The 12,685-nt window shown below is 73.3% G+C and carries 11 protein-coding genes; 6 read left to right on the forward strand and 5 right to left on the reverse strand.

Annotation, left to right across the window (positions count from 1 at the left end):
- Positions 1-7 precede the first annotated feature (7 nt).
- From ACLIRP_RS13450 to ACLIRP_RS13460, 3 genes are read left to right on the forward strand one after another with little or no spacing between them, the layout of a single operon-like run.
- On the forward strand, positions 8-889 hold the full coding sequence (locus ACLIRP_RS13450) for an aldo/keto reductase (protein WP_412060977.1): 882 nt from the start codon (positions 8-10) through the stop codon (positions 887-889).
- A complete protein-coding gene (locus ACLIRP_RS13455) occupies positions 886-2,043 on the forward strand; it encodes a CaiB/BaiF CoA transferase family protein (protein WP_412060978.1) in 1,158 nt (385 codons plus the stop codon). Before ACLIRP_RS13450 ends, ACLIRP_RS13455 begins: the two co-directional genes overlap by 4 nt.
- Before the next feature lie 31 nt (positions 2,044-2,074).
- Positions 2,075-3,142 carry a carboxypeptidase-like regulatory domain-containing protein gene (locus ACLIRP_RS13460; protein ID WP_412060979.1) on the forward strand — a complete coding sequence of 356 codons (1,068 nt, stop codon included), beginning with the start codon at positions 2,075-2,077 and terminating at the stop codon, positions 3,140-3,142.
- 36 nt (positions 3,143-3,178) lie between these two features.
- Here ACLIRP_RS13460 and ACLIRP_RS13465 read toward each other — a convergent pair whose 3' ends face one another.
- The 3 genes from ACLIRP_RS13465 to ACLIRP_RS13475 all read right to left on the reverse strand — a co-directional run bounded on the left by ACLIRP_RS13465 (position 3,179) and on the right by ACLIRP_RS13475 (position 6,234).
- A complete protein-coding gene (locus tag ACLIRP_RS13465) occupies positions 3,179-3,553 on the reverse strand; it encodes a hypothetical protein (protein WP_412060980.1) in 375 nt (124 codons plus the stop codon).
- Between the two features lie 92 nt (positions 3,554-3,645).
- Positions 3,646-5,094: a glycine--tRNA ligase gene (locus tag ACLIRP_RS13470; RefSeq protein WP_412060981.1), complete on the reverse strand. Its 1,449-nt coding sequence runs from the start codon at positions 5,092-5,094 to the stop codon at positions 3,646-3,648.
- Positions 5,095-5,376: 282 nt separating this feature from the next.
- Positions 5,377-6,234 carry an ATP-grasp domain-containing protein gene (locus ACLIRP_RS13475; protein WP_412060982.1) on the reverse strand — a complete coding sequence of 286 codons (858 nt, stop codon included), beginning with the start codon at positions 6,232-6,234 and terminating at the stop codon, positions 5,377-5,379.
- Positions 6,235-6,306: 72 nt separating this feature from the next.
- Between ACLIRP_RS13475 and ACLIRP_RS13480 the strand changes: the two genes are divergently transcribed.
- The gene (locus ACLIRP_RS13480) at positions 6,307-6,876 is read left to right on the forward strand and encodes a CIA30 family protein (RefSeq protein ID WP_412060983.1); all 570 of its coding nucleotides are present in this window, start codon (positions 6,307-6,309) and stop codon (positions 6,874-6,876) included.
- A 1-nt stretch (position 6,877) separates the two neighbouring features.
- Here the strand turns inward: ACLIRP_RS13480 and ACLIRP_RS13485 are convergent, their stop codons facing one another.
- Positions 6,878-7,789, reverse strand: coding sequence for a glutaminase (locus ACLIRP_RS13485; RefSeq protein ID WP_412060984.1), 912 nt, complete (start codon positions 7,787-7,789; stop codon positions 6,878-6,880).
- Between the two features lie 91 nt (positions 7,790-7,880).
- Here ACLIRP_RS13485 and ACLIRP_RS13490 point away from each other — a divergent pair, with 91 nt between their 5' ends.
- Positions 7,881-10,304, forward strand: coding sequence for a zinc-dependent metalloprotease (locus ACLIRP_RS13490; RefSeq protein WP_412060985.1), 2,424 nt, complete (start codon positions 7,881-7,883; stop codon positions 10,302-10,304).
- A 1-nt stretch (position 10,305) separates the two neighbouring features.
- Complete coding sequence (locus tag ACLIRP_RS13495; protein ID WP_412060986.1) at positions 10,306-10,743, forward strand: GNAT family N-acetyltransferase; 438 nt, start codon at positions 10,306-10,308, stop codon at positions 10,741-10,743.
- A gap of 48 nt (positions 10,744-10,791) precedes the next feature.
- Here ACLIRP_RS13495 and ACLIRP_RS13500 read toward each other — a convergent pair whose 3' ends face one another.
- Positions 10,792-12,678, reverse strand: a complete 1,887-nt coding sequence (locus ACLIRP_RS13500; protein WP_412060987.1) for a choice-of-anchor Q domain-containing protein — start codon at positions 12,676-12,678, stop codon at positions 10,792-10,794.
- Positions 12,679-12,685 lie beyond the last annotated feature (7 nt).

Below are 12,685 nucleotides of genomic sequence, written 5' to 3' on the forward strand. Positions count from 1 at the left end.
CACGTCCATGCCCTACGCCGCCACCTCCGACACCCCCGCCCGCGCCTCCGGCACCTTCGACTTGGGCGATGGCCTGACCGTCCACCGCTTGGGCTACGGCGCCATGCGGATCACCGGGAAGGGCATCTGGGGCGAGCCTGCCGACCGCGACGCTGCCCACGCCGTCCTCAAGCGCGCCGTCGAGCTCGGCGTCGACTTTATCGACACGGCCGACAGCTACGGCCCGTTCGTCTCCGAGGACCTCATCCGCGAGGCGCTCGCGCCCTACGGCGACACCGTGATCGCGACGAAGGGCGGCCTGCTGCGGACCGGCCCCGACAAGTGGCACCCGCTCGCGACCCCGGCCTACCTCCGCCAGGCCGTCCAGATGTCGATGCGCCGGCTCGGCGTCGACGCCATCGACCTGTACCAGCTCCACCGGATCGACCCCGAGCACGACCGCGACGCCCAGTTCTCGACGCTCAAGCGGATGCAGGACGACGGCTGGGTCCGCCTCGTGGGCCTGTCCGAGGTCTCCGTCGACGAGATCAAAGCGGCCCAGGACGCCGGGCTTCGCGTGGCGACGGTCCAGAACGAGTACAACCTCGGCACGCGCAAGAGCGAGGACGTCCTCGACTTCTGCGAGGCCGAGGGCATCGGCTTTATCCCGTGGTACCCGCTCAACGCCGGCAAGCTGTCGGACAGCGAGATCCTGTCCGACGCCGCCGACCAGCTCGGCGCCTCGCCCAGCCAGGTCGCGCTGGCGTGGCTTCTCAAGCGGTCGCCGGTGATGCTCCCGATCCCGGGGACCTCGTCGGTCGCGCACCTCGAAGAGAACGTCGCCGCGGCCGAGCTGGAGCTCTCCGACGAGCTGTTCGCCTCCCTCGACAAGGCCGCGCAGGAGGCGTGAGCGCGTCGCCGCTCGCGGACTTGGTCGTGCTCGAACTCGCGAGCGTGCTCGCGGGCCCGAGCGTCGGGATGTTCTTCGCCGAGCACGGCGCGCGCGTCGTCAAGGTGGAGGCGCCGGTGGGCGACGTGACGCGGCGGTGGCACCTCGCCGCCGAAGACCCCGCCGACACCCGGCCCGCCTACTTCTGCGCCGTCAACTGGGGCAAGGAGTCCGTCGTCCTCGACCTCGCGAGCGACGAGGGCCGCGACGCGCTCCACCGGCTGGCGGCGCACGCCGACCTCGTCGTGTCGTCGTTCCGCCCCGGCGGCGCGACCCGCTTGGGCGCCGATGCAGACACCTTGCGCGCGCTCAACCCCCGCCTCATCGTCGTCGAAGTCGACGGCTACGGGCCCGGCGACGACCGGCCGGGTTACGACGCCGTGGTGCAGGCCGAGGCCGGGTTCACGGGCCTCAACGGGCAGAGCGACGGGCCGCCCACCAAGATGCCCGTCGCGCTCGTGGACGTGCTGGCGGCGCACCAGCTCAAGGAGGCGGCGTTGGTGGCGCTGCTGGCGCGCGAGCGGACCGGGCAGGGCGCGACGGTCCGCGTGTCGCTGCTGGCGTCGGCCGTGGCATCGCTGGCGAACCAGGCCGCGAATTGGCTGACGGCCGGGGTCGAGCCCCGTCGGATCGGGTCGGCGCACCCCAACATCGCGCCCTACGGCACGCCGTACCCGACCGCGACGGGCGACGTGGTCCTCGCCGTCGGGACCGACCGCCAGTTCGCCGCGCTGGCGGACGTGCTCGGGCTGGCGCCCGACGCCCGCTTCGCCACGAACGCCGACCGCGTCCGTGCGCGCGACGGCCTCGACGCCGTGCTGACGGCGGCCCTCGCGACACGCGATCGCGAGCCGTTTCTGGCGGAACTGGGCGCCCGGGGCGTCCCCGCCGGCGCCGTCCGCTCGGTCCCCGACGTGTTCGCGCACCCCGAGGCCGCCCGGCTCGTCGTCGACGACGGCGACGGCCACCGGGCCGTGCGGACCGTCCCGGGCGAGGCGCGCGTGCTGTCGCCGCCCCCCGCGCTCGGCGCCCACACCCGCGCCGTGCTCGCCGAGGTGGCCGGGCTCGACAGGGCCGCCCTCGACGCGCTCGCCGGTCCCCCCGGGTCGCCTTGACACCTGCCGGGCGCGGCCGTTGACTGAGGCCATGCGTGCGCTCGCCCTCGCCCTCCTCGTCGCCGCCTCGGCGGCGGCCCAGACCGCGGCCGTCGTCGGGACCGTCCGCGACGCCGACGGGGCCCCGCTGCCCGGCGCCAGCGTCGTCCTCTCGGGCACCACGCGGGGCGCGGCGACCGACGCCGAGGGCCGGTTCCGGATCGAGCGGCTGACGCCCGGCGCGTACCGCGTCGTGGCCTCGATGCTCGGGTACACGTCCGCCGTCGAGCCCGTCCGCGTCGACGATGGCGGCACCGCGCGCATCTCGCTGGCGCTCGCGCCGACCGTGACGGCCCTCGACGGCGCCGTCGTCGAGGCCGAGCGCGACGAGCGCTGGGCCCGCCACCTCCAGACCTTCCTCACGGCCCTCGTCGGCGAGTCCGACAACGCCGACTCGACGCGCCTCCTCAACCCCCAGGTCCTCGAGTTCCGCTCGCGCTGGGGCACCCTGACGGCGACCGCCGCCGCGCCGCTCGTGTTCGAAAACCGCGCCCTCGGCTACCGCCTGACGTATCTGCTGACGACGTTCGAGGGCGGCCCGTCGAGCATCTCGTACGACGGCGAAGAGTCGTTCGAGGAGCTGGCGCCCGCGTCGCCGGACGAGGCCGCGCGGTGGGCGGCGGCGCGCGAGCGGGCGTACCGCGGGTCGCTGCCGCACCTGCTCCGTGCGCTCCTCGCGGGCACGGCTGACGCCGAGGGATTCAGCCTCGTGCTCGTCCGCGAGGACGCCTTCGGAGGCCGCCCGTCGTTCCGGACATCGCCCGGGCGCGTGATGGCCGTCGACGCCGACGGCTGGGGCACGCTGCGCGTCCGCGACCGACTCGAGGTCGTCTACGACGGCGAGCCCGAGGAGCCGGCGTACCTCCGCTCGGAGTGGTTCCGCGAATCGCGCTCGCGCCCCGACCCCGTCCAGCGCTCGGCGCTGACGGTCGACCGGGGCCGCGCCCGGATCGACCCGCGCGGCGTGCCCGAGGACCCGTTCGCCGTCTCGGTCTCCGGGCATATGGCGTTCGAGCGCCTGGCCGACCGCGTCCCCCGCGGGTACGTGCCCGCAGACTGAGGGCCGAGGAGTGAGGAGGCCTGGGCCGCCGACCGACTACCGCCGCTCGCCCGCCATCCACCGCCCGCCGAGGACGGTCGCCGGGACGAGCGCGAGCAGGAACGCGAGGTGGTACCACGCCGGCAGCAGGGCCCACGAGGCCATCTGCACCGGGATGCCGGTTGCGAGCAGCAGCACCGCCAGGACCCACACGTGACGCATCGGCCGGCGGGGCGCCAGCCGAGCGGACACCGCGCCGGCGCCTACCGAGGCGATCACGCTCAGCGTGAGGTACGCCAGCAGCACGCCGACGCGGTCGGTCCTGCCGTCAGCGTCCAGGCCGAACGCGGCGCGCAGGCCGGCGCTGCCGCCCAGGAAGACGAGGGTCCACGTGACGTAGCCGGCGACGACGGACAGGATGGAGGCGACCATGACGGGCAGGGGTGAGCGTGTCCACAACGTCTTGCAAACACGCGACATCGGCGTGTCACCCTATCCCCCGGCGAGTCAGCAGCCCCGCCGCGTCAGTCGCCCGGCGTCCAGGCCTCGATCTTGTCCTCGAGGTAGCGGCGGACGTTCTCGGCCGGGATCGTGTCCTGCGCCATCGAGTCGCGGTCGCGGACGGTGACCGTCCCGTTCGCCGTCGTGTCGCCGTCGATCGTGATGCAGAACGGCGTCCCGATCTCGTCCTGGCGGCGGTAGCGGCGGCCGACGGCGCCCTTCTCGTCGTAGGTCACGTTGAACTGCTTGCGCAAGTCGGCCTCGACGGCGTGCGCGGCCTCGGGCATCCCGTCCTTCTTGACGAGCGGGAAGACGGCGGCCGTGAACGGCGCGAGCGCCGGGTGGAACTTGAGAACGGTCCGCGCCTCGGTCTTGTCGCCGTTCTGCACCTCCTCATCGCGGTACGCGTCGCACAGGATCATCAGGATCGTGCGGTCGAGCCCGACCGACGTCTCGACGACGTAGGGGATGTAGCGCGAGTTGCTAGGCTGATCGAAGTACTCGAGCTTCTTGCCGCTGAACTCCTGGTGGCGGCTCAGGTCGAAGTCCGTCCGGCTGTGGATGCCCTCGATCTCGTTCCAGCCGAAGGGGTACTCGTACTGGACGTCCTTGGCGGCGTCGGCGTAGTGCGCCAGCTTTTCGTGGTCGTGCCAGCGCAGCTTCTCCGGCCGGATGCCGTTGCTGGCGTGCCACGCCATGCGCTTGTCGGCCCACGCCTCGTAGGCTGCCATCTGGGTCCCGGGCTCGACGAAGTACTGCATCTCCATCTGCTCGAACTCGCGCATCCGGAAGACGAACTGCCGCGCGACGATCTCGTTGCGGAAGGCCTTCCCGATCTGGGCGATCCCGAACGGGACCTGCTGACGGGCCGTCTCGGCGACGTCCTTGAAGTGGACGAAGATGCCCTGCGCCGTCTCGGGGCGGAGGTACAGCTTGCTCGCCTCCTCGGCGAGCGCGCCCGTCGCCGTCTCGAACATGAGGTTGAACTGGCGGACCTCGGTCCAGTCGAAGGCGCCGGAGTCGGGGCTGCGGATCTCCTCGTCCTGGATGATGGCGCCGAGCGCGCTTGCGGGGTCGTCGGCGTTGAGGGCCTCGACGAAGCGGGCCTGGAGCGCCTCTGCCTGGTCGGTCTTGTTCTTCTTCTCCAGCTTGGCGATCGCGCCCTCGATGAGCTGGTCGGCGCGGTACCGGCGGCCCGACGCCTTGTCGTCGATGAGCGGGTCCGAGAACGCGTCGACGTGGCCGGACGCCTTCCAGACCGTCGGGTGCATCAGGATCGCCGCGTCGATGCCGACGACGTTCTCGTGGTCGCGGACCATCGCGTTCCACCACCGCTCGCGGACGTTCCGCTTGAGCTCGACGCCGAGCGGGCCGTAGTCGTAGACGGCGCCCAGCCCGCCGTAGATCTCGGACGACGGGAAGACGAAGCCGCGGCGCTTCGAGAGGGAGACGATCGTGTCGAGGTCGGCCATGCGGGAGCCCGGCGTTCGGGCAGACGTGAGCGCCGAAGATCGCCGCAGGCCGCGCGCGGGGCGCGAACGCCGCTCGAAAAGCGAGGGGCCGTGGCTTTGTTGAGGAGCTCCGCCTACCCTCCCAAGCCTGTCATCCTGAGCGGAGCCGCGCAGCGGCGGAGTCGAAGGATCTCAGCCGAGCACCGCGCACTGTCCGCGCTGTAGCCGGGCGGTGCTCGACGGAGATCCCTCGACAGGCTCGGGATGACACGGCAGTAAGCTTCTCAACAGAGCGAAAGGCCGTCACCCGAGCGCGGCGACGGCGTCCGCGAACCGCTCGGCGGAGCCGGGCGCGAACGGGAAGTACAGCGACGGCTCGATGAGCTCCAGCTCGATGATGGCGAACCCGCCGTCGGCCCGCCGCACGGCGTCGACGCGGGCGTAGAGGAGCGGCTCGGGCGAGGGCACGGCCGCGAGCGCGGCCTCGGCGATCGCCTGCAAGGCGGGCTCGGGCTCGACGGGCACCAAGCGGCTCCCGAACTCCTCCTGCACCCGGAAGTCGCCGCCCTTGGGCGTCTTCAGGATCGTGTGGCTGAGCACGCCGCCGAAGGCGAAGACGGAGAATTCGCCCTCGTCGACGACCGACGGCACGAACGGCTGGGCCATCGCGGCGCGGCCGTCGGCGAACGCCGAGAGCGCGGGGCCGAGGCGGTCGCCGGGCCGCAGCCAGAACGTGTCGCGCGCGCCGCCCCCGACCGTCGGCTTGACGACGCCGCCCCGCGCGCCCCACTCGGCGAGCAGCGCCGCCAGCCGTCCGGCCGTCAGCCCGTCCTCCCAGGCCGTCGGCACGATCGGCACGCCCGCCGCGTCGAGGTCGCGGAGGTAGCGCTTGTCCGCGTTCCAGCGGACGACCGCCAGCGGGTTCTCCAGCCGCGTTGCTGCGTCAATCTCGGCCAGCACTCCGAGGAAGGCGTCGGGCGCGTGCATGTAGTCCCACGGCGACCGGATCACGACGAGGTCGAATGCCGACCAGTCGGCGGCGGCGCGCCACGGGACGAACTCGACGGCCCAGCCGCGCGCGGCGAGCGGGGCCACGGCGAGGTCGTCGTAGACGTAGTCGAGGTCGAGGCCCTCGGTGGTGAGGAAGGCGCAGCGGGGCACGGGCGGTCGGGGAAACGGCCTGAGAAGCTAGCGGGCGCGGACCCGCGCGAACGGCGCCGGGGTTTGGAGCCCATGCACGTCTCCCTCCTCCTCCTCGCCGTCGCGATGGCCGCCTGCGCCGCCCCTCAGACGGCCCCACCCGCCGACACCGCCATGACCCTCTTCGAGTTCGAGTCCCCCGACGCCGCCTGGGCCGTCGAGAACGACGGGGTGATGGGCGGCCGCTCGCAAGGGTTCGCAGAGGTCGTTGACGGGACGCTCATGTTCACCGGCGAGGTCGTGACCGAGGGCGGTGGGTTCACGTCGGTCCGCGGGGAGCGGCAGGCGAACCTCTCCGACTACGACGGCATCGAGCTCCGCATCCGCGGCGGCGGCCGGACGTTCGAACTCGACGTGGACGACGGCACCCGGCACCGCGGCCGCGAGGTCAACCGCCAGGGCGCGTTCCCGACGGCCGCCGACTGGCAGACCGTCCGCGTCCCGTTCGCCGACCTCGACGCGACCGCGCACGGGGAGCCCGTGACGGTCGACGCGCTCGACCGCTCGGCCATCCGGACGCTCGGCATCTACATCGCCGACGGCATCGACGGCCCGTTCCGGCTCGAGGTCGACTGGATCCGCGCGTACCGCGACGACGCGTGATCTAAAAAATGGACCGGCCGGTCCTCGTCGTCAGCGCCTCCAGCGCGGCCGTGCCCGCGACGGAGTTGCCGCGAGGCCCCAGCCCCGGCGACCACGCCGCGGCGACAAACTCGCCCGGCATCACGGCCACGATGCCCCCGCCGACGCCGCTCTTGGCCGGCAGCCCGACCCGGTACGCGAAGTCGCCGGCCTCGTCGTAGACCCCGCACGTCAGCATCACAGCGTTGAGCCGCTTGGCCTGCCGGGGCGACACCACGGCCTCCCCCGACGGTGAGCGCCCGCCCGTCGCCAGAAACGTGAACGCGCGGCACAGCTCGACGCAGCTCATCGACACGGCGCACAGCCGGCAATACGCCTCGACGACCGTGTCCGGGTCGCCGCGCAGCGTGCCGAAGGCCTTGAGAAAGTGCGCGAGCGCGCGCGTCCGGTGCGCCGTCGCGATCTCCGCCTCGGCGACCGCGTGGTCCACCGCCAGCGTCGCGTCGTCGGCCGCGCTGCGGACGAGGTCCAGGATGGGCGTGGCGCCGGGCGCGCTGTGCGCCAGGACGGCGTCCATCACGACGAGCGCGCCTGCGTTGATCATCGGGTTGCGCGGGACGCCGCCGTCGGCCTCGAGCTGGACGAGCGAGTTGAACGCCGTGCCCGACGGCTCGCGCCCGACGCGGGCCCACAGCGCGTTGCCCTCGGCGTCCATCGCCACGGCCAACGCCAGCACCTTGGCGATGCTCTGGATCGAGAACCGGTCGTCCGAATCGCCGACGCCGTGCTCGGCCCCGTCGACGGTGCGGACGGCGAGCCCGAAGCGCGCCGGGTCGACGGCCGCCAGCGGCGGGATGTAACTCGCGACCGCGCCCGTCCCAACGAGCGGGCGGACCTCGGCGGCGATGGCGGGCAGGAGGGCGACGAGATCCACGGAACGCGGGCGGGCAGGCTGGAACGTACCCGCACGGCGCAGGGGCCGGCGCGAGGACCGGTCTAGATTCCGCGAGCCCCTCCGCACTGCCATGCCCCGCTTTCTCGCCGTCGCTCTCGCCTGTCTCGTCGCCGGGTGCGCCGCGACCGCCCCGACACCCATACCGCCGTCGCCCGCACCGACCGCGAACGCACTCCCGACCATCGCCGCGAAGACGGCCGGGCTCGACGCCCGCGACGGGTTCGTGCCCGTGTGGTGGGACGCCGACGAGGGGAAGGTGTGGCTCGACGTCCCGCTCGACACCGACCTCTTGTACACCGTCGCGCTGGCGGCCGGGCTCGGCTCGAATGACGTCGGGCTCGACCGGGGGCAGCTCGGCGGCGAGCGGATCGTCCGGTTCGAGCGCGTCGGGCGGCGCGTCTTCCTCGTCCAGCCCAACCTCCGCTTCCGCGCCGAGACGGACAACGCCGCCGAGCGGACGGCCGTCGCCGACGCCTTCGCCCCGTCCGTCGTCTGGGGCTTCGACGCCGCCGCGGCCACCGGCGACCGCGTGCTCATCGACGCGACGGACTTTGTGGTCCGCGATGCGCACGGCGTCGCCGAGCGGCTGCGGCAGACCGGACAGGGCAGCTTCTCGCTCGACAAGGCCCGGAGCGCGCCCGTCCCGGACGGCCTCAAGGCCTTCCCCCAGAACACCGAGCTCGAGGCGCGGCTGACGTTCGCCAGCACCCAGCCCGGCCGCTACGTCCGCGACGTGGCCGCCGACCCGAGCGCCCCGACCGTCCGCGTCCGCCAGTCGTTCGTGGCCTTGCCCGACGCCGGCTACGCCCCGCGCGCCTTCCACCCCGCCTCCGGCTACTTCGTTTACGACTACGCCGACTACGCCGTGCCGATCGGGCAGGACGTGACGCAGCGCGTGATCACGCGGCACCGGCTGGCGTGCGCCGCCCCGGCGGGCGCGGATGGCCTGTGCGAGCCGGTCGAGCCGATCGTCTACTACCTCGACCCCGGCACGCCCGAGCCCGTCCGCAGCGCGCTCTTGGACGGCGCGCGGTGGTGGGCCGACGCCTTCGCCGCCGCCGGCTTCCGCGACGCGTACCGCGTCGAGATGATGCCCGACGGCGCCGACCCGCTCGACGTGCGCTACAACGTGATCCAGTGGGTGCACCGCGCCACGCGCGGGTGGAGCTACGGGGCGTCGGTGATCGATCCGCGGACGGGCGAGATCCTGAAGGGCCACGTGTCGCTCGGCTCGCTCCGCGTCCGGCAGGACTACTTGATCGCCGAGGGGCTCTTGGCGCCGTACGCCGGCGCGAACGCGGCGGGCTTCGCGCCCGAGGCCGACCCGATGCTGGCGCTCGCGCTCGCGCGTCTGCGCCAGCTCTCCGCCCACGAGGTCGGCCACACAATCGGGCTGGCGCACAACTTCGCGGGCAGCACGCAGGGCCGGACGTCGGTGATGGACTACCCGGCACCGCTGGCAACACTCGTCGGCGACCGGATCGACGTGTCGAACGCGTACGCCGTCGGCGTGGGCGTGTGGGACGTGCAGGCCGTCCGCTACGGCTACGCGCCGTCGGAGGCGACCGCGCAGGCGGTACTGGCCGAGAACCGCGACCGCGGCCTGCGTTACATCACCGACGCCGACGCCCGCCCGACCGGCGCGGCCACGCCGACGGGCGCGCTCTGGGACAACGGCGCGGATGCCGTCCAGGCCTTGCGCGACGAGATGGCCGTCCGCCGCGCCGCGCTCGACCGGTTTGGAGAGGCCGTCATCCAACAGGGTCGGCCGCTCGCGACGCTCGAAGAGGTACTCGTCCCCCTCTACCTCCGCCACCGCTACCAGGTCGACGCCACGGCCCACCTCGTCGCCGGGGTCGAGTACGCCTATGGCACGCGCGGCGACGGCACCGCGCGGCCCGCGCCGGTCGACGCCACGACCCAGCGGGCCGCCATCGACGCCCTGCTGGCGACCGTCACGCCCCAGGCGCTCGCGCTCCCCGAGGGTGCCCGGGCGATCCCGCCGCGCCCGCCGGGCTACGGCGCCAGCCGAGAGACGTTCGACGGCCGGACGGGTGTGACGTTCGACCCCGTGGCCCCGGCCGAGACCGCCGCCGCGCTCACGTTCGGGTACCTGCTGGATGCCTCGCGCGCCTCGCGGCTCGTCGTCCAGCACGCGCTCGACCCCGCCCTCCCCGGCCTCGACGCCCTGCTGGCGCGATCGGCCGACGCCGTGCTCGGCGCCGACGCCCCGACGCCGTACCACGCCGAGGTCGCGAACGCGGCCCGAACGGCGTACGTCGCCACCGTGATCGGGCTGGCGGCCGACGCGAGCGCCGCGCCGGCGGCCCGCGCGCACGCCGAGGCCCACCTCCTGTCCCTCGCCTCGCGCCTCGACGGCGCGCACGGGATGTGGCTGGCCGGCGAGATCGCCCGGTTCTTGAGTCGCGAGTACGACCCCGACGACCGGCCTGAGGCGCCGAGGACCCCGCCCGGCTCGCCCATCGGCGACTGACATGGGCGACTTCGAGGTCCGCCTTCTCGGTCCCGATGACGCCCACGTCCTCGACGACCTCGACCCCGGCGTCTTCGATGGCCCGCTCCGGCCGGACTCGACGGCGGCGGCGCTGGCCAACCCCGAGCACCTGCTGGCGGTCGCCCTCGTCGGCTCGCGCGTCGTGGCGATGGCCTCGGCCGTCGTCATCACCGAGCCCGACAAGCGCCCGGTCTTGTATGTCGACGAGGTCGGCACGGCGGAGCCGGCCCGACGGCGCGGCCTCGCGACGGCCCTCATGGCGGCGCTCCTCGAGGAGGCCCGCCGGCGGGGCTGCACCGGGGCGTGGCTGATGACCGAGGACGACAACGCGACCGCCCGCGCCTTCTACCGCGCCATCGGCGGGACGGAAGCCCAGCGGCCGGTGTATATCACGTTCGACCTCTCGGCGGACGGCTAGACCGTCGGCGCCCCGCGCTGGCGACCGCCGCCAGCGCGGGGCCGATCGCTAGCGGGCGACGGTGAGGGGCCGCGTCGCCGTCCCGGCCGCCGACCGGGCGTGGACGAGGTAGCGGCCGGCGGGGAGCGCCGCGCCGTCGAGCGCGACGGGGTGCGTGCCCGCCGCCAGCGCACCGCTGTGGAGCGCCGCCACGCGCCGGCCGAGCAGGTCGAACACCACCACCTCGACCTCGCCGGCCGTCGCCAGCGTCACGGTCAGCCGTGCCGCGCCCGTCGTCGGGTTCGGGGCCGGGGCCGAGAGCACCAGCGCGCCGCGCTCGGCGGTGGGCTCCGAGGCCACGCCGGGCGTGGCGCCCTCGTAAGCGCCGAGGTCGACGCTCCCGTCCTGCACGCGGTCCTCGCCCTCGATGTCGAAGGGCAGGATCTCGGCTGTCACGCCGTCGTCGTCGAGGTCGAACGTGTCGAACGGGACGTCGCCGGTGTCGCCGAAGTTGATCGCCGGACTGCCGCCGAGCAGGCGGAGGTCGCCGTAGTCGTCGTCGGCGGTCCCCCACTCGTCGTCGGGGCCGTCGCTCGGCGCGCGGCGGAACAACGGGTCGGCGGCCAAGATGGACTCGCCGTCGGGGAAGCCGCCCTCGACGATCGCGTTCTCGACGTCGAGCTCGCCGCTGCCGCCCGACTCCTGGACGAACGCCGGGCCGTCGTTGTCCCAGAAGATCGAGTTGACGACCTCGGTGGAGACGTCCCGGCTGATGCGGACCATCGCGAACCCGTCGTTCCCGCTCATCGAGAGCTGGGCGATCGACACCTCGGTCGCGTCGTTAAAGTCGAGGATGCCCCACGTGTCCTCGGCGCCCTGGTTGCCCGCGATGACGACGTTCGTGAGCGAGACCGTCGCGCTCCCGTTCCGCGACATCACGGCGGCCCCGGCACGGGCGACGTTCCCGTTGAACACGGCGTTGACCACGTCGAGGGTGCCGCCCTGCGTGAGCAACCCGGCGCCGTCCGGGAACGCCCCCACGGACCGGTTCAGCTCGAACTCCGCGTCGATGATCGTGACGCGCGCGCCGCTCTGGCTGTAGAGCCCGGCCCCGCGGCCGACGGAGTTCGTCACGCCCTCCCGGCCGGCGACGTTGCTGTCGAACTCGACGTCGCGGAACGTTACCCGGGTGTTGTTGACGAACGCGCCTCCGCCGCGCTCATCGGCCTCGTTCTCCTCGAACTCGACGCCCTCGCCCTCGATGGCTCCGTTCGTGTAGATCCCGCCGCCGTTGGACGCCTCGTTCTCCTTGAACTCGACGTCCTCCATCACGGTCGTCCCGATCGTGGCGTTGAGGTACACGCCGCCGCCGGAGGTCGCGGAGTTGCCCTCGAAGACGACGTTGCGGAGCGTCGGGTAGCCCTCGGTGTCGGGGTTGCTGGTACCGCCGTCGTAGTTGGTGAGCCCGCCGCCGCGCTCGTCCGGGGCGCCGCCGTCTGCGTTCCCGCCGGTGACGACGAACCCGTCGAGGACCGCCGAGTTGTCGACGTTGAACGCCGTCACGACGTGGTAGCTGTTGTCGTCGTCGTCGCCGACGGTGCCGATGTCGCCCGAGAGGACGGTCCCGCCCTCGTCGGGGTCGGGCGTCCGCTGGTCGGCGCTCGTCTCGGTCCCGTCGAAGCCGCCCAAGATCTCGACGCCGTTCTTGAGTCGGAACGACTCCTTGCGGTCGGGGTCGTCGGTGGGGGTGTAGACGCCCTCGGCCACCCAGATCTGGGCCGGGGCGCGGGCGGCCTCGATGGCCTCGTCGAGCTCTTCGAAGGCGTTCGCCCACGAGGTGCCGTCTTCGGTGCCGCTCGCGTCGGCGTCGACGTAGAGGACGGTCTGGGCCGAGGCGCCGGCCGAGAACAGGGTGACGAGGAGCGCCAGCGAGAGAGGAGTAGAGAACGCGCGCATGGGGGTC

Source organism: Rubrivirga halophila (assembly GCF_046845755.1).
GTDB lineage: Bacteria > Bacteroidota > Rhodothermia > Rhodothermales > Rubricoccaceae > Rubrivirga.

Excerpts from the sequence above, each read along its gene's own strand:
- ACLIRP_RS13450 (WP_412060977.1), top strand. The coding sequence starts at position 8 with ATGCCCTACGCCGCCACCTCCGACACCCCCGCCCGCGCCTCCGGCACC.
- ACLIRP_RS13460 (WP_412060979.1), top strand. The coding sequence starts at position 2,075 with ATGCGTGCGCTCGCCCTCGCCCTCCTCGTCGCCGCCTCGGCGGCGGCC.
- ACLIRP_RS13465 (WP_412060980.1), bottom strand. The coding sequence starts at position 3,553 with ATGGTCGCCTCCATCCTGTCCGTCGTCGCCGGCTACGTCACGTGGACC.
- ACLIRP_RS13470 (WP_412060981.1), bottom strand. The coding sequence starts at position 5,094 with ATGGCCGACCTCGACACGATCGTCTCCCTCTCGAAGCGCCGCGGCTTC.
- ACLIRP_RS13480 (WP_412060983.1), top strand. The coding sequence starts at position 6,307 with ATGCACGTCTCCCTCCTCCTCCTCGCCGTCGCGATGGCCGCCTGCGCC.
- ACLIRP_RS13490 (WP_412060985.1), top strand. The coding sequence starts at position 7,881 with ATGCCCCGCTTTCTCGCCGTCGCTCTCGCCTGTCTCGTCGCCGGGTGC.
- ACLIRP_RS13495 (WP_412060986.1), top strand. The coding sequence starts at position 10,306 with ATGGGCGACTTCGAGGTCCGCCTTCTCGGTCCCGATGACGCCCACGTC.
- ACLIRP_RS13500 (WP_412060987.1), bottom strand. The coding sequence starts at position 12,678 with ATGCGCGCGTTCTCTACTCCTCTCTCGCTGGCGCTCCTCGTCACCCTG.